Annotated in this window: 12 protein-coding genes; 6 read left to right on the plus strand and 6 right to left on the minus strand. The window is 73.7% G+C overall.

Annotated features, from left to right (window positions below):
• The first annotated feature begins 25 nt into the window (after positions 1 to 25).
• Entirely contained in the window at positions 26 to 2743 is a 2718-nt protein-coding gene (locus CFP65_RS30715) for a M4 family metallopeptidase (protein ID WP_158702443.1), read from the plus strand.
• A 55-nt stretch (positions 2744 to 2798) separates the two neighbouring features.
• Here the strand turns inward: CFP65_RS30715 and fahA are convergent, their stop codons facing one another.
• The 5 genes from fahA to CFP65_RS30740 form a co-directional block, all read right to left on the minus strand.
• Entirely contained in the window at positions 2799 to 4013 is a 1215-nt protein-coding gene (gene fahA / locus CFP65_RS30720; RefSeq protein WP_104819240.1) for a fumarylacetoacetase, read from the minus strand.
• Positions 4010 to 4816, minus strand: coding sequence for a hypothetical protein (locus CFP65_RS30725; protein ID WP_254552651.1), 807 nt, complete (start codon positions 4814 to 4816; stop codon positions 4010 to 4012). Before CFP65_RS30725 ends, fahA begins: the two co-directional genes overlap by 4 nt.
• A complete protein-coding gene (locus CFP65_RS30730) occupies positions 4813 to 6018 on the minus strand; it encodes a homogentisate 1,2-dioxygenase (RefSeq protein WP_104819241.1) in 1206 nt (401 codons plus the stop codon). The genes CFP65_RS30725 and CFP65_RS30730 overlap by 4 nt, the downstream gene beginning before the upstream one ends.
• Before the next feature lie 36 nt (positions 6019 to 6054).
• Complete coding sequence (gene hppD, locus CFP65_RS30735) at positions 6055 to 7191, minus strand: 4-hydroxyphenylpyruvate dioxygenase (RefSeq protein WP_371682556.1); 1137 nt, start codon at positions 7189 to 7191, stop codon at positions 6055 to 6057.
• A gap of 215 nt (positions 7192 to 7406) precedes the next feature.
• Positions 7407 to 8777 carry a phosphoribosyltransferase family protein gene (locus tag CFP65_RS30740; protein ID WP_104819243.1) on the minus strand — a complete coding sequence of 457 codons (1371 nt, stop codon included), beginning with the start codon at positions 8775 to 8777 and terminating at the stop codon, positions 7407 to 7409.
• 189 nt (positions 8778 to 8966) lie between these two features.
• Between CFP65_RS30740 and CFP65_RS30745 the strand changes: the two genes are divergently transcribed.
• From CFP65_RS30745 to CFP65_RS30755, 3 genes are read left to right on the plus strand one after another with little or no spacing between them, the layout of a single operon-like run.
• Positions 8967 to 10139: a sedoheptulose 7-phosphate cyclase gene (locus tag CFP65_RS30745; protein WP_104821240.1), complete on the plus strand. Its 1173-nt coding sequence runs from the start codon at positions 8967 to 8969 to the stop codon at positions 10137 to 10139.
• A complete protein-coding gene (locus CFP65_RS30750; RefSeq protein ID WP_104819244.1) occupies positions 10124 to 10843 on the plus strand; it encodes a cupin domain-containing protein in 720 nt (239 codons plus the stop codon). Before CFP65_RS30745 ends, CFP65_RS30750 begins: the two co-directional genes overlap by 16 nt.
• Positions 10840 to 11229 carry a hypothetical protein gene (locus tag CFP65_RS30755; protein WP_217368203.1) on the plus strand — a complete coding sequence of 130 codons (390 nt, stop codon included), beginning with the start codon at positions 10840 to 10842 and terminating at the stop codon, positions 11227 to 11229. The genes CFP65_RS30750 and CFP65_RS30755 overlap by 4 nt, the downstream gene beginning before the upstream one ends.
• A gap of 12 nt (positions 11230 to 11241) precedes the next feature.
• On the opposite strand, the gene CFP65_RS30760 is transcribed toward CFP65_RS30755, so the two are convergent.
• Positions 11242 to 13242, minus strand: a complete 2001-nt coding sequence (locus CFP65_RS30760; RefSeq protein ID WP_104819245.1) for an ATP-binding protein — start codon at positions 13240 to 13242, stop codon at positions 11242 to 11244.
• A 142-nt stretch (positions 13243 to 13384) separates the two neighbouring features.
• On the opposite strand from CFP65_RS30760, the gene CFP65_RS30765 reads away from it, so the two are divergent.
• The gene (locus tag CFP65_RS30765; RefSeq protein WP_158702444.1) at positions 13385 to 14875 is read left to right on the plus strand and encodes a hypothetical protein; all 1491 of its coding nucleotides are present in this window, start codon (positions 13385 to 13387) and stop codon (positions 14873 to 14875) included.
• 23 nt (positions 14876 to 14898) lie between these two features.
• A complete protein-coding gene (locus CFP65_RS30770; protein WP_104819247.1) occupies positions 14899 to 15399 on the plus strand; it encodes a GNAT family N-acetyltransferase in 501 nt (166 codons plus the stop codon).
• Positions 15400 to 15452: the final 53 nt, after the last annotated feature.

Below are 15452 nucleotides of genomic sequence, written 5' to 3' on the forward strand. Positions count from 1 at the left end.
GCCGTCGTTCACGGGAGGTTCCGCAGTGCCTCGTCATGCCCGCACGCCCAAAGCGCTCCGCCTCGGCCTGGCCACCGTCCTCACTCTGGCCCTGGTCGGCCCGCTGGTCTCGGTGGCCCAGGCCGCTGAATCCGACCCCGTCCCCGCCCTGGTGGCTGGGGACGGCACCTCCGCCCCGCAGCTGGTCACCGGCCTGGCCGACCCGGCCGCCGGCGACCCCGTCGCGGCGAGCCGCGCGTACCTGGCGGCCCATCAAGACCGCTACCGGATCGACGTCCGGCAGCTGACCGTGCTCGACACCCAGTCCACGTCCGGTGGTGGACACACCGTCAGGTTCCAGCAGACCCACGGCGGCATACCCGTGCTCGGCGCGCAGTACCTGGTGCACCTGACCGGGGAGGGGGCCGGACAGCGGGTCGTCTCGGTCGGCGGCAAGTACTTCACCGACCTCGCCGCGCCGACCACCGCCACTGCCCCGGCCGAGGTGCTGCGCGCACTGGCCCTCGGGGCGCTGAAGGGGGCGCGGGCCGGAGCCGCCGCCGAGGACCGGGGCCAGGTGGTGCTGCCCGCCGGCGCCGGTCGACTGGCGCGGCACTTCACGGTGACCGGCACCGACCAGGCCACCGGCCACCGGCAGGCCCGCGAGGTCTACCTGGATGCCGCCACCGGCGCCGTCGCCCTGGCCTACGACACGGTGGCCCGCGTCCCGACCCCCGCCGCCGCGCGAGCCGCTTCCGCACCCGCCGGGGGCGGCGCGGTGCCCGACACCGCCACCGCGCCCGACGCGCACGGGAAGACCGTGTCGGTGAAGGTCGGCCGACTCCCCGACGGGAACTACGAGTTCACCGACCTGACCCACTCCTCGCCGATCACCACCTACGACGCGGCCGGCGCCGACCAGTCCGTGGGCATCCCGGCGGGCAGCAAGCCGGTAAGCTCCCCGAGCCGCGCCTTCCCGGCCTCGGCCGGCACCAGCGGCGCCACCGATGCCCAGCTCAACGCCGGTCTCGTGTACGACTTCTACCACGACCGGCTGGGCCGGGACGGGCTGGACGGCAAGGGCGGCGCGATCACCTCGGTGGTCAACGTCTCCGACGGCGGCGACCCGTACCTCAACGCCTTCTGGGACGGGCAGAAGATGGTCTACGGCAACGGAGACGCCGCCCACTTCCCGTTCTCCGTCGCGCTCGACGTGGCCGGGCACGAGATGACCCACGGAGTCATCCAGCACACCGCCGACTTCGTCGACTACGGGCAGCCCGGCGCGCTGAACGAGGCGCTGGCCGACTACTTCGGCAACGCCATCGAGGTCACCGCCCGGGGCGTGTCGATGACCGACCCGCAGGCCGCGCTGCTCGGCGAGAGCCTCTGCCGCACCGGCACCCCGGAGACCTGCGCGACCCGCCGGATGGACGACCACCGCACCATGGCGGAGGACTACCTGGGGGTGGGGGCCGACGTGGACAGCGGCGGGGCGCACCTCAACTCCACCATCGTCAGCGGCGCGCTCTGGGACATCCGCCGCACCCTGGACCCGCTCACCGCCGACCGGGTGGTCTACCGGGCGCTCTCCGGCTACCTCACCCCGCTGGACGACTTCGTGGCCGCGCGGGCCGCCGTGCTCGCGGCCGGCCAGGAACTCGGGCTCACCCGGGCCCAACTCAAGTCGGTGGCAGCCGCCTTCGACGCGCACGGGATCAAGGCCGGCTGGCAGAAGAGGATCGGGGTGGACAGCCGGCTGCTACTGGGCGACGTCTCCGCCTCGGTCGCTCCGGCCGTGGCCGACGGCCGCTGGGTGATGGCCAACGTGGCGGGCGGCAAGGGCAATTCGGCCGTCTACACCGGTTCCACCGCCGCCGCCGGCACCCCGCTGAAGCTGAGCCCGGACGACGGTCGGACGCACAACTCCCCGGCCACCGACGGCACCACCGCCGCCTGGCTGGCCGTGGGGACGGACGCCCAGGGCAAGTGGGGGATGTCGGTGCTGGCCGCCCCGACGGCCGGCGGCCCGGTCCGCACGCTGTTCAGCTCGGCGAACCAGGAGCCCGGCGGGATCCAGGTGTCCGGCGGCGACGTGGCCTTCACGGTGACGGACTTCGCCACCGGCCACAAGCGGGTGCAGCTCTCCCGTGCCGGCGGACCGGCAGTGGAGCTCCCGCTCCCCGACGGCCACCGGCCGGAAGGGCTGACTTTCAAGAACGGACTGCTCGGCTGGGTCGAGTCCTGGGCGGCCGGCGCCGGGCAGGTCTACGCGCCGACGGTCTACTCCGTGGCCACCGGCAAGGTGACCGCCCGGTACGTGCTGGGCAACGCGGACGGCAGCGGCAAGGTGATGGCGGAGAGCACCCTGCTCGCCGGCGGGCGACTGCTCTGGACGGAGCGGCAGCTCGACGGCGAGCACCGCGCCTCGGTCCGCTCGGGTGCGGTGGACGGCTCGGGCACGACCAGCCTGCTGGCGGCGGACTCCCCGCTGGCCACCCAGCTCAACAGCCTGGTGGCCTCCGACCGGGCGGTCACCCTGGTGGTCGGCTCCACCACCAAGCCCACCGCGGGCTGGTCCAACGCCGCCCTGCCCAAGCTCTGGCAGCTGCCGATCACCGGTGGCGCCCCCGTACGGGTCTCCTGCAACCGGGGCAGTCAGGAGGCGCCCGCCGCCGCCCAGGGCAGCAAGCTCCTCTGGCTCGACTCCACCGCCGGCCGCACCGACCTGGTGACCAGGACGAAGGCGGCCGGCACCTGCTGACCGGAAACACCGAAGCCGGCCGGTCAGCCTCCGCTGACCGGCCGGCTCGCACCGGCTACGGGACGATGCGGCCCGTCACCTCGCCGAAGCCGATCACGGTGCCGTTCGGGCCCGGGGCGGTGGCGGAGATGGTGACCTCGTCCTCGTTCTCCAGGAAGGTGCGGGTGGTGCCGTCGGGGAGCTTGACCGGGTTCTCGCCGTTCCAGGTGAGCTCGATCAGGGCGCCGCGGGTCTCCACCTCGGGGCCGCTGACCGTGCCGGAGGCGAACAGGTCGCCCGGGCGCAGCGAGGCGCCGTTGACGGTCATGTGGGCGAGCTGCTGGGCGGCGGTCCAGTACATGCCGGCGAACGGGGGGCGGGAGATGAGGTGCCCGTTGAGGCGGACCTCCATCGAGATGTCCAGGCCCCAGGGCTCGCCCTCGCGGTCGTCCAGGTAGGGCAGCGGCTCCACGTCGCGGGCCGGCGGGGTGACCCGGGCCGATTCCAGGGCCTCCAGCGGCACGACCCAGGGGGAGACGGAGGTGGCGAAGGACTTGCCGAGGAAGGGGCCGAGCGGCACGTACTCCCAGGCCTGGATGTCGCGGGCCGACCAGTCGTTGAGCAGCAGCACGCCGAACACGTGCTCCCGGAAGGCCTCCAGCGGCACCGAGCTGCCGAGCCGGGTGCCGGCGCCGACCACGAAGCCGACCTCGGCCTCGATGTCCAGGCGGCGGGACGGGCCGAAGGAGGGGGTGGCGTCGGTCGGGGCCTTGCGCTGGCCGTGCGGGCGCACCACCGGGGTGCCGGAGACCACCACGGTGCCGGCCCGGCCGTGGTAACCGATCGGCAGGTGCTTCCAGTTGGGGGTCAGCGGCTCGGTGCCGGGGCGGAAGATCCGGCCCAGGTTGCTCGCGTGGTGCTCGGAGGCGTAGAAGTCGACGTAGTCGGCGACCTCGAACGGCAGGTGCATCTCCACCTCGGCGCGGGGCACCAGGCAGGGGCCGACGGCCTCGCGGAAGGACTCGTCGCTCAGCCAGGCGGTGAGCGAGGCCCGTACCGACTGCCAGACCGGACGCCCGGCGGCCAGCAGCGGGTTGAGGGTGTCGGCGTCGAGCAGCACCGAGGGCTCGCCGACGGCGCGGGCGGCGGCGCCCGCGTCCAGCACGGAGTCGCCGACGGCGACGCCGATCCGGCGCCGGCCCGGCTGGTCGGGCGCGGTGAAGACGCCGTACGGCAGGTTGTGCAGGCCGTAGGGCGAGTCCTGCGCGGAGGCGATCCAGCTGGCGGTCACGGGGTCTCCTGGTGCGGAAGCAGGCCGAGGGCGGCCAGGTCGTCGAGCGGTTCGGCGATGCTACAGGTGCCGAAGGCGGTGAACGCGGAACGGGCCTGCTCGATCTGACCGGGCGTCAGGTCGAGGACGGCCGAGGCCAGCAGCTTGCCGGAGCGCTCGGCCAGCACCTCCTCGGCCCGGGCCGGGTCGGCGGCGGCCAGCAGCACGTTGAGGAAGCCGTGGTGCTCGAAGCCGGTGGCGTGGTCGGTGTGCCGGACGGCGTTGTGCAGGCCGGCCGTGCACTTGAACGGCAGGTCGCGCTCGGCGCAGGCCCGGATGAAGGCGGCCAGCTCGGCCTCGGTCGGGAAGGCTTCGGCGGCCAGCCCGCCGGTGCGGTACTTGGCCCGGTAGGGCGTACCGGCCAGCACGTCCAGCTCCTCGAACAGGCCGGGCCCGCGCGGGAGTTCGACCGCGCCGGCGACGCCGTCCGGCAGCTGTGCGAAGGCGGCCAGCGCGGCCCGGGCCCCGGCGGCGAGCTCCACGCCCACCACGGTCAGCCCGGCGGTGGCCGCCAGCGCCGGGGCGAGCTGCTCGGGCCCGCCCGGCAGCACCAGGGCCACCGGCATGCCGGGCTCGGCCAGCGCGGCCAGGTCGGCGAGGCGGTTGGCCCCGCAGAGGAAGGGGCCGACCAACTCGGCGTACCAGGCGTCCTGGTGGGCCAGGTGGGCCGGCACGGCCTGGGGCAGCGGCAGGTCTCCCGGGGGGAAGACCGCCGCGTCGTCGAAGAGCCCGTCGAACGGGCCCGGGGTGGGCAACGGGTTCACTGCTGCGGCCCCCGACCGGACCAGGTCCAGGCGTACTTCGGGTCCTCGCTGGCGGTGGCGCCCTCGCCGAGCTCCAGCGGGCGGAAGGTGTCCACCATGACGGCCAGCTCGTCGAAGTACTCCGCGCCGATCGAGCGCTCGTAGGCGCCCGGCTGCGGGCCGTGGGTGTGGCCGCCCGGGTGCAGCGAGATCGAGCCCTGCTTGATGCCCGAGCCCTTGCGCGCCTCGTAGTTGCCGCCGCAGTAGAACATCACCTCGTCGCTGTCCACGTTCGCGTGGTAGTACGGCACGGGGATGGAGAGCGGGTGGTAGTCCACCTTGCGCGGCACGAAGTTGCAGATCACGAAGTTGTGGCCCTCGAAGACCTGGTGGGCCGGCGGCGGCTGGTGGATCCGGCCGGTGATCGGCTCGTAGTCGCTGACATTGAAGGCGTACGGGTAGAGGCAGCCGTCCCAGCCGACCACGTCGAACGGGTGGTGCGGCACGGTGTACCGGGTGCCGACCACGCCGCCGGGGCCGGATCCCCGGTGCTTGACCAGCACGTCCACGTCCTCGCCCTCGACCAGCAGCGGGCCCTCGGGCCCGCGCAGGTCGCGCTCGCAGAACGGCGCGTGCTCCAGGAGCTGGCCGTACTTGGAGAGGTAGCGGCGGGCCGGGGTGATGTGGCTGTTGCCCTCGATGCAGTACGCCCGCAGCGGCTCCTCGCCGGTGGGCACCCAGCGGTGCGTGGTGGCCCGGGGGATGATCACGTAGTCGCCCTGGCCGACCGTCAGGGAGCCGAAGACGGTCTCCAGGACGGCCGTGCCGGACTCGATGTACACGCACTCGTCACCGAGCCCGTTGCGGTAGAGCTCGCTCGGGGCACCGGCGGCCACGTAGCTGATCCGTACGTCACCGTTGCCGAGCAGCAGCCGGCGGCTGGTGACGGCGTCGGCCGACTTCCACTCCTGGCCGGGGAAGAGCTCGTGCAGCTTGAGGTGGCGCGGCAGCAGCGGCAGGTTGGGCGTGGTCGCCTGCTCGGGCAGCTCCCAGACCACCGCGTTCACCACCGAGGACGGGATGCCGCGGTGGTAGAGCAGGGAGGAGTCCGAGGAGAACCCCTCCTCGCCCATCAACTCCTCGTAGTACAGCCCGCCTTCGGGGGTGCGGTGCTGGGTGTGGCGCTTGGGCGGGATGCTGCCAAGCTGCCGGTAGTACGCCATGGTCACCCTCTCCTCGGTGTGGCGGGCAGTCTACGATCAGAGGTTGCCGCGACGGTCCTGCTCGCGCTCCAGGGACTCGAACAGCGCCTTGAAGTTGCCCTTGCCGAAGCCGAGTGAACCATGCCGCTCGATGAACTCGAAGAACACCGTCGGCCGGTCGCCCTGGGGCTTGGTGAAGATCTGGAGCAGGTAGCCGTCCTCGTCCCGGTCGACCAGGATCGCGCGCTTCTTCAGCTCCTCGACCGGCACCCGCACCTCGCCGATGCGCTTGCGCAGCTCCGGGTCGTCGTAGTAGGAGTCCGGGGTGTTGAGGAACTCCACGCCGCGGGCGCGCAGCACGTCCACGGTGGTGAGGATGTCGTTGGTGGCGAGCGCCAGGTGCTGGCAGCCGGGGCCGCCGTAGAACTCCAGGTACTCGTCGATCTGCGACTTCTTCTTGGCGATGGCCGGCTCGTTGAGCGGGAACTTCACCCGGTGGTTGCCGCTGGCGACCACCTTGCTCATCAGCGCGGAGTACTCGGTGGCGATGTCGTCGCCGACGAACTCGGCCATGTTCACGAAGCCCATGACGCGGTTGTAGAACGAGACCCACTCGTCCATCTTGCCGAGCTCGACGTTGCCCACCGCGTGGTCCAGCGCCTGGAAGAGGCGCTTCGGGGCGCCCTCGGGGCGCTGCACCTTGGTCTCGGCCACCACGTAACCCGGCAGATACGGGCCGTGGTAGCGGGAGCGGTCGATCAGGGTGTGGCGGGTCTCGCCGTAGGTGCCGATCGCGGCGCGGCGGACGGTGCCGTGCTCGTCCGAGACGTCGTTGGGCTCCTCCAGGATGCGGGCGCCCTGGGCGCGGGCGTGCTCGATGCACTTGTCCACGTCCGGCACCTCGAGGGCCAGGTCGACCACGCCGTCGCCGTGGCGGCGGTGGTGGTCCAGGATCGGGCTGTCGTTGGTGACCCCGCCCTTGATCACGAAGCGGCAGGAGCCCGAGCGCAGCACGAAGGACTTGCGGTCGCGGCGGCCGGTCTCGGGGCCCGAGTAGGCGACCAGCTCCATGCCGAACACGGACTGGTAGAAGTGCGAGGTCTGGGTCGCGTTGCCGACCACGAAGACGATCGCGTCCTGGGCGATCACGGGGAACGGGTCACCGGCGGCGTCGTGCTCGACCAGGCCCACCAGGCGGCGCAGCTGCTCCGCGTCGAGGCCGGCTTCGAGCTCCTCGGGGGTCAGTTCGACGGCGTTGGCGGTCATCGGTGGCTCCTCCACGTTGAGGCGGCGCGGCGGGTGGGTGTGGGGTGCCGCGTTCGAGCGCTGAGCTTGCTCCAGTCGGACGGGTTGGGCAACAGCTGGCCTTTGCACTGCACAGTGTGTACAAGGTGAGCAGGAAGCCCCTGCTAGCACTGGTCAGATTGTCCAGCGTTTCCGGGCGGCGTGTGCGAACTGTCCGGCCCGGGTTTGAAGTGCCGGCCGAACCATTCGGCGGCCAGCGAGGCCACCGCCGGCAGCGCCCCGGGCTCGGCGAAGAGGTGGGTCGCCCCCGGCACCACGGCCAGCGCGTGCTCGCAGGTCAGTGCGGCGGCGGCCGTCCGGTTGAGGTCGAGCACCGCGTGGTCCGCCCCGCCGACGATCAGCAGCGTCGGCGCCCGGGCCCGCCCCAGCCAGGGCCCCGCCAGGTCCGGCCGCCCGCCGCGCGACACGATCGCCGCCACCCGGGCCGTCGGCTCGGCCGCCGCCCGCAGCGCCGCCGCCGCACCCGTGCTCGCCCCGAACCAGCCGAGCGGCAGGCCCGGCGGGCAGCACCGCTCGGTCACCGCGATCAGCCGCTCGGCGAGCAGCGAGAGGTCGAAGACCAGCTCCCGGTCCTCCGCCTCGGCGGGGGTGAGCAGATCGGTCAGCACGGTCGCCAGCCCGGCCCGCCGCAGCGCCGCCGCCACGGAGCGGTTGCGCGGGCTGAGGCGGCTGCTGCCGCTGCCGTGCGCGAACACCACCACCCCGAGGGGATGGGCGGGCGAGGTGAGTTCGGCGGTGAGCGGCGTGGTCGCGGTCTCCACCGCGAAGGTCTCGGTCAGCTCGGGCCGGGGCGCCGCGGCGGCCAGGCAGGCGACCACCTCGGCGTCGGTGGTCTGGTCGAAGCGGGCGTAGTACTGCCCGATGGCCCGGAACCCGTGCGGGGTGAGCGGGCAGACCAGCTCCTCCGCCGCGCCGGCCATGGTGCGGGTCCAGTCGGACGGGGCGACCGGGACGGCGAGCACCAGGTGGGCGGCGCCCCGGGCCCGGAGGATCGCGCAGGCCGCCCGGGCGGTGGCGCCGGTGGCCAGGCCGTCGTCGACCACCACCACGGTGCGGCCCGCCACCGGGACGGCCGGGTGGCCCCGGCGGTAGCGGTCCACCCGGCGGGCCAGCTCGGCGCGTTCGGCCCGCTCGACCTCGGCCAGCTGCGCCTCGGTGACCCCGGCGACGGCCAGCACCTGCGGGTTGAGCACCCGGGCCCCGTCCTCGCCGATCGCCCCCATGGCCAGCTCCGGCTGCCCCGGGCAGCCCAGCTTGCGGATCACGCACAGGTCCAGCGGAGCCCCGAGGGCCGCCGCCACCCGGGCGGCCACCGGCACCCCGCCCCGGGGCAGCCCGACCACCACCGGATCGGCGCCCCGCAGGTGGCCGAGCACCTCGGCCAGCCGCAGGCCCGCCTCGGCGCGGTCGGCGTACCCGTCGGCGTACGGGTCGGTGTGCCGGTCGGTGTACCGCTGTGGGTGATCGCTGGCCATGGTGCGGGCACCTCCGCAGGGTCTCGCCCCCACTGTCCACCGTACGGCGCCGGGCTCGCCGGGGGCGGCCGCCGGTCCGGGGTCCCAGGGACCAGGTCGAGACCGTACGCCCGTGCGGCCGGGACACCGGGATGGCGACCGTGGAGGACAAGAAGTCCTGCCGTGACGAACGTGACGAAGGAGGCCGGTGTGCCTGCCAAGCGAGACGACTCTCACGGGCTCTACACCCTCGGGGAGCCCGTCACCGGGTGGACGGTGACCACCGCCCTGCCGGTGACCTACCAGGTGAGCTTCAGTCCGGGGGTGCTCAACCCGGCCAACCCGGCGCTGGCCACGGCCGGGGCCACCCCCGGGCGGCGGCTGGTGGTGGTGGACGCCACCGTGCACGCGCTGCACGGCCACCGGATCCGGACCTACTTCGAGGCCCGGGGCCTGCCGCACCGGATCTGCGTGCTGCCCGCCCACGAGCAGCTCAAGACCATGGACTCCGTCTTCCGGGTGGCCGAGGCGATGGAGGGCTTCGGCTTGGCCCGACGGGGTGAACCGGTGATCGCCGTGGGCGGCGGCGTGCTGATGGACGTGGTCGGCCTGGCTTGTAGCCTCTACCGGCGCTCGACCCCGTTCGTCCGGGTGCCCACCACGCTGATCGGGCTGGTGGACGCCGGGGTCGGCGCCAAGACCGGGGTCAACTTCGGCCCGCACAAGAACCGGCTGGGCACCTACCACCCGGCCACCGCCACCCTGCTCGACCCGGCCTTCCTGGCCACCCTCGACCGGCGCCACCTGAGCAACGGCCTGGCCGAGATCCTCAAGGTGGCCCTGATCAAGGACCGCCGCCTGTTCGACCTCCTGGAGCAGGGCGGGGAGACCCTGCTGGCCCAGCGCTTCCAGGGCCCGGCGGCGATCGGCGGCGAGGTGCTGGTGCGGGCCGTGCACGGCATGCTCCAGGAGCTCCAGCCCAACCTCTGGGAGCACCGGCTGGAACGCTCGATGGACTACGGCCACTCGTTCAGCCCGACCGTGGAGATGCGGGCACTGCCCGAACTGCTGCACGGCGAGGCGGTCTGCGTGGACATGGCGCTGACCACGGTGCTCGCCCAGCGGAGGGGACTGGTCGAGCCCGGGCAGCGGGACCGGATCATCGAGCTGATGCGCCGCCTCCGACTGCCGGTCTGGCACCCGCTGATGGAGCCGGCCACCCTCGGCGAGGCGCTCACCGACACCGTCCGCCACCGGGACGGCCGCCAGCGCCTCCCGCTCCCGGTCGGGATCGGCGAGGGCTGCTTCGCCGATGACCTCACCGCCCGCGAACTGGCCTCCGCGGCAGCCGAATTGAAGGAACTCTCATGCGTCACGCAGTGATCGTCGCGGACACCCGGCAGCCTGCCGAGGTGCACGGGGTGCACGGCACCCGGGGCCGCACCCGCTGGGCCTGCCTGGCCCGCCGGGCCGGCCTCGGCGGCGGCTGGGAAGCCGTCGAATGGGCCAGCGTGCCCCCGGGCGGGGTCAGCGGTGAACACCGCCACACCCGCACCGAAGAGGTCTACGTGCTGCTCGGCGGCCGCGGCGAGATCACCCTCGACGGCCGCCCCCACCCCGTCGAGGCCGGCGATGCCGTGCTCACCGGCCTCGGCACCACCCACGGCCTGCGCAACACCGGGCCGGAGAACCTGGACTGGCTGGTGATCGAGATGCCCGCTGCTCCTGTTGCCGATGCTACCGACGCCACCGACGGCCCGGTGGTCCGCCACAGCGTGGTGACCAACCTCCGCCGGGTCGGCCCGGTCGACCCGGCGGCCGTCTTCACCGGGCCGCTGCGCCTGCTCGAACACGTCACCCTGCCGCCGCGCGAGCGCGCGGTCTTCCGTACCGAGGGCGTCGAACACACCCTCTACGTCACGGCCGGCTCCGGCCGGGCCGCCACCGGTGACGTCCGGGTGCCGCTGATGCCCGGCCGGGCCCTCACCCTCCCGCTGGGCACCGGCGCCGCCCTGACCGCCGGCCTGGAGGGCCTGGAGTACGTCCACGCCGTCCTCACCGTCCCGCCCCGAGAGGTCGACCGATGATCGTCGCCGACATCGCCTACGCCACCGTCCACCTGGGCCCCGGCACCCAACGCGTCCGCACCCGCTGCCTGGCCCGCCGCGGCATGCTGCACAGCGAGTGCGAGTCCGTCGACCACGTCCGCCTCAGCCCGGGCGCCTGCTACGACCTGGCGGGCCGCACCGACACCGAGGCCGCCTGGTACGTCCTACGCGGCCCGGTCGCGTTGATCGACTGCTGCGACCACCCCCAACGCACCCTGCACGACGGCGACTTGCTCCTCGCCCCGGACGGCGAACGGGTCCACCTGCACGGCGGCCCGCTGGGCGCGGAGCTGCTCTGCCTGGCGGTCCTCCCGGCCGGGGTGAGCGGCGAACTGCCGGAGCGGCGGCCGGACTTGCCGCACTGAGGGCTCGGTGGCTCAGTCGGCCGGGGTGAAGGTCAGCCAGGGTAGGGGGGTGCCCGGGCGGGAGATGTCTTCGAGCAGGTCGGCGCAGGTCCGGCCGGTCTCGGCGAGGTGATCGGCGGCCTGGGCCAAGGCGCCCGGGAGGTTGCCCAGCGCGGCCGCGAGCACGATGAGGTCCGCGCCGGGTTCGTGCGGGAGTCGGGTGCTCAGATAGCTCATTGCTTCCGACGTGTGGTACTCGTGCACGGGATGGACCAACAGGCCTGTCTGGGACAGCACGCCGTACCGCCGCCGAGTGGTCACCAGAGTGCGTCCGGTCGGGCTCGATGGCGGCCAGAGGTTGGACAGATCGGCCGGGTCCAGCAGGTCGTCCAGCACCACCAGCCACCGGCAGGGTGGCTTCGTTCCCTTGGCTTCGAGCCAGGCCAGGAACATCCTCGCGGAGACCTCGGCCTCCTCGACCTCGGAGGGGATCAGTTCGGCGGTGGCCTGGGCGAAGCCTGCCACGATGCCCGCGCGGCTCCGAGCGTCGACCCAGACCAGCACGTCCAGGTCGCCGCGACCCTGGCTGCCCCGGGCGTACTCCGCAGCGAGTTGGGTCTTGCCCACCCCGCCTAGGCCGACGAGCGCCACCCCGTCGTGGTCGTCCAAGAGACGGGCCAACTGTGCGCTCTCGTCGCGTCCTTGGTACGAGAATGCCTGCCGGGGCACCACGCCGACCTGGTGCGGCCAGGGGGCCGGTTGGCGGGGTGCCGGCTGGACGATCGTGACACTGCTGTGGCCGCCGATCGTGATGTGGCTCGGCTCCGGCCTGGCGGGCTCTGCCGGCGGCAGCAGGCGGACGGTGACGAAACCCTCCTCCTGAAGCACGAGCGGCTGAGCGTTGCCCTTCTCCCGGCAGGCCTGGACGGCGGTCGGGATGCCGCTGCCCTCGCCCTCCACGTACCGTGACCAGGTGAGCATCCGGGCCAGTTGGTAGTTGCGCTTGCGCGAGTGGCTCTCCAGGGTGCCGAGCTCCACCGGGGTGTCTCCGGCCGGGGATTCGCCGTACCAGGTGCCGGGGCTGCTGACCTCCAGGCGGTCCGCGAAGACCCGGACGTGGACGCAGGAGTCGAGCCGGCTGAAGTCGCGGTGGACCACGGCGTTGGCGATGATCTCGCGGACGGCGATCTGCGGGTAGGGGTGGTAGGGCTCGGCCTTGGCGGAGGACGAGGAGGGGAGCTCACCTCGGACGGTGTGCGCGGAGATGAACTCCCAGGCGCCGTCGATCTGGGTGAGCACGGAGCCCTCCAGCGTCACCGCGTCGCGGCTCGCCGAGCGGTCGGTACCGTGGTAGCGGACGCACTTGACGGCGTAACTCGCCTGCCCGGGCGAGGGATGGCGGGCGAAGAGCACAGCGCCGGTGCGGGTCAGCGAGCCCTGGGCCCAGAGCCCGGCCAGCTCCAGGAAGTGCCGGGCCGGCAGCGCCGGCGGATACTCGGCCTGGACCTCCTCGCGCATCCCGCTGCGGAACTCGTGCAGGAGCAGGTGGTCGAACTCGGCGATGCCGCTGGGCTCGTCCAGGTACTGGCCCCCGGCCACGGTGACGCCAGGGGAGACCGGCTCGGGCGGTGGTGGCGGCAGTGTGGGCGGGAACTTGTCGTGCAGGGCAGCGATCAGGCGGGCCATGGCCTGCGCCGGGTCGTCGCAGTAGCGGGCCACCTCGGTGCCGACGGCGAGGTGGTCCACATACGCGTCCCGGTGCATCTGGACCACGAACACCGGCAGGCCGCCGACCCGGGCGGCGTTGACCAGTTGGTTGGTCCAGGTGCTGCCGGCGGCCTCCTTGGTGGCGCAGAGCACCACGGGGGTGTTCCGCTTCAGTGCTTCGGTCGCCGCCGCGATGATCGAATCGCCCACCCGCACCGTGCCGTTGTGGAGGACCACGTACCCCTCCGCCGCCAGCGGCAGCGCGAGCTCCTCGGCCAACTCCCGTTCGCCGTCCGCCGCGGCGACGTACACCTGCTGTCGTTCCATCACCGCCCCAGGTGCCCCGCCCCGCTCCAGGCGGCTGAGTCTAGCGGGACCGGAGCGGGCCCAGGACAGGACCGGCTGCCCGTGCGGCCGGGACGGCGGGCGCCGCACGGTGGAGGGGAGAAATCGCCGAGGGAGGGCCGAGATGGCCGACTCGTACCGGCTGGACCGGTTGTTGTGCGTGGGGGCTGCCCAAGTACCGCTGCGGGTACGGGAGGGGGACCAGGGATGGGACGAACTGGTACGGGAGATCGCGGGTTTGGCGGCTGACCGGTACGTGCTGCTGACCGACGGCGTGGTGCCGGAGCAGCTCGCTGCCCGGCTGCCGGCCGGGCAGCGGCTGCGGGTGCCGGGGGTGGTGAGTCTGCAGACCGTGCAGCGGCTGGCCGAACGGGTGGCGGCCGAGGGGGTCGGCCGGCGCACGGTGCTGATCGCGGTGGGCGGGGAGGGGCTGTGCGGCACGGCCGGAGTGCTGGCCGGGCTGCTGCTGCGGGGGTTGCGGCTGGTCCTGGTGCCGACCACGCTCGCGGCACTCGGTGGCTCGGCACTCTCGCTGCGGCAACGGCTGCCCTGCGGGCCGGACTTGGGCGCAGCGATCGGCGTCTGGCACGCTCCGGCCCTGGTCTGGGGCCAACTCGACCTCCTGGCCGCCGCTCCGCCCGACCGGCTCCGGGCCGACCTGGTCACCGTGGCCCGCCACGTCCTCGCCGTCTGCCCGTCCCAGCTCGACCGGATCGCCCCGGTTCTCGGCCCGACCATCGGCGCGGTTCTCGGCTCGGCTCTCGGCCCGACCGCAGACCCGGCGCTCGGCCCGACTCTCGGCCCGACCGTCGGCCCGGCCGAGCTGACGGCGTCCGTGGCGATCTGCGCGGACGCCCGCGCGGCCGTGGCCGAGCACGACCCCCAAGAGGTGGGCCCGGCCCGGGCGTTGGAGTACGGGCGAGTGCTCGGGCAGGCGATCGTTTCGGTGGCGGGGGAGGGCTCGGCGTGGAGCCGCACCGACGGTCGCGGCCGACTGCCGGCGCAGGCCGACGGCCCCGGGCTGTCCTCGGGCGCCCATGGTGCTCCCGGCGGGTCGCCGGGGCGGGCCGGTGATCCTGGGCTCTCCTCGGGCGCGCTCGGCGGTATCGGCCGGCCGTCGGGCCGGGCCGGTGGCCACGGCTTGCTGCCGGGGTACGCCGACGGTCTCGGTCTCCTGCTGGCGGCGCGGATCGCCGGGGTCCTGGGCCTGCTCGACCCGGCGGGGGAACGGGCCCACCGCGACCTGTTGCGCCGGATCGGTGCCCCGGTCGCACTGCCGCCCGGCATCGACCTCGCCGCGCTGCTCGAAGCCGTCGGCCGCGCCATGGCCGCCACCGGCGAGCCGGGCCTCCTCCTGTTGGCAGGCCTCGGCCGACCGCACGTGGCCGAGGGCAGCCTGCTCACCCGGATCGGGCCCGACACCCTCCGGAGCGCCCTCGACTCCCTGCACACCACCCCGACTTCGGAGCGGAGGAGCACCACCCTGGCTCCCGCCTCCGCCTCGGCGACCGGGGGCGCCGCTCCTGCCTCCGCCCCCGGTCCTGCCTCCGCCCCCGTTCCGGCTCCCGCCCCCAGTCCCGTTGTTCCGGCTGCCCGGGCGGTGTCGGAGGCGTGAGAGGGGCGCGCTAGCCTGCCGAGATGGGGATGACCACCACGTACCTGGAGATGACGGCGCCGAGTGAGCTCCGTCCGGCTGCCGTCGTGCCCGAGTTGGGGCTGCGGCTGCTCGACCGGTCCTCGCCGTTGGTGCGCGGCACCCAGGCGGCGGTCGGCGCGGACTACGGCTGGCGGAGTGCGACCTGCACCGACGAGCAGTGGCTGGCGAAGCTCGCGGCGCACCCGCTGCGGCAGTACTGGCTGCTCACCCACGGGGAGGAGCCGGCCGGGGTGGCCTACCTGGAGCCGCAGGCCCCCGGCGAGGTGGAGCTCACGGCCTTCGGGCTGGTGCCCGAGTACCTCGGCCGGGGGTTCGGCGGCTACGCGCTCACGTTGGCGTTGCAACAGGCCTGGGCCACCGAGCCGCTGGCGGCTGAGCGGGTCAACCGGGTCTGGCTGCACACCTGTTCCGACGACCACCCCCATGCGTTGGCGAACTACCTTCGGCGCGGCCTGCGTTCGTACCGGGTGGAGACCGAGTGAGGGCCGGGGTGGGCGGTTACGCTCCGTTCGAGTGAACGCGGCGGATGTGACTG

The organism is Kitasatospora sp. MMS16-BH015 (genome assembly GCF_002943525.1).
GTDB lineage: Bacteria > Actinomycetota > Actinomycetes > Streptomycetales > Streptomycetaceae > Kitasatospora.

Bases quoted from the DNA above. Each gene is read 5' to 3' on its own strand.
- CFP65_RS30730 (WP_104819241.1), bottom strand. From the start codon at position 6,018: ATGGCGTACTACCGGCAGCTTGGCAGCATCCCGCCCAAGCGCCACACC.
- CFP65_RS30740 (WP_104819243.1), bottom strand. From the start codon at position 8,777: ATGGCCAGCGATCACCCACAGCGGTACACCGACCGGCACACCGACCCG.
- CFP65_RS30750 (WP_104819244.1), top strand. From the start codon at position 10,124: ATGCGTCACGCAGTGATCGTCGCGGACACCCGGCAGCCTGCCGAGGTG.
- CFP65_RS30755 (WP_217368203.1), top strand. From the start codon at position 10,840: ATGATCGTCGCCGACATCGCCTACGCCACCGTCCACCTGGGCCCCGGC.
- CFP65_RS30760 (WP_104819245.1), bottom strand. From the start codon at position 13,242: ATGGAACGACAGCAGGTGTACGTCGCCGCGGCGGACGGCGAACGGGAG.
- CFP65_RS30765 (WP_158702444.1), top strand. From the start codon at position 13,385: ATGGCCGACTCGTACCGGCTGGACCGGTTGTTGTGCGTGGGGGCTGCC.
- CFP65_RS30770 (WP_104819247.1), top strand. From the start codon at position 14,899: ATGGGGATGACCACCACGTACCTGGAGATGACGGCGCCGAGTGAGCTC.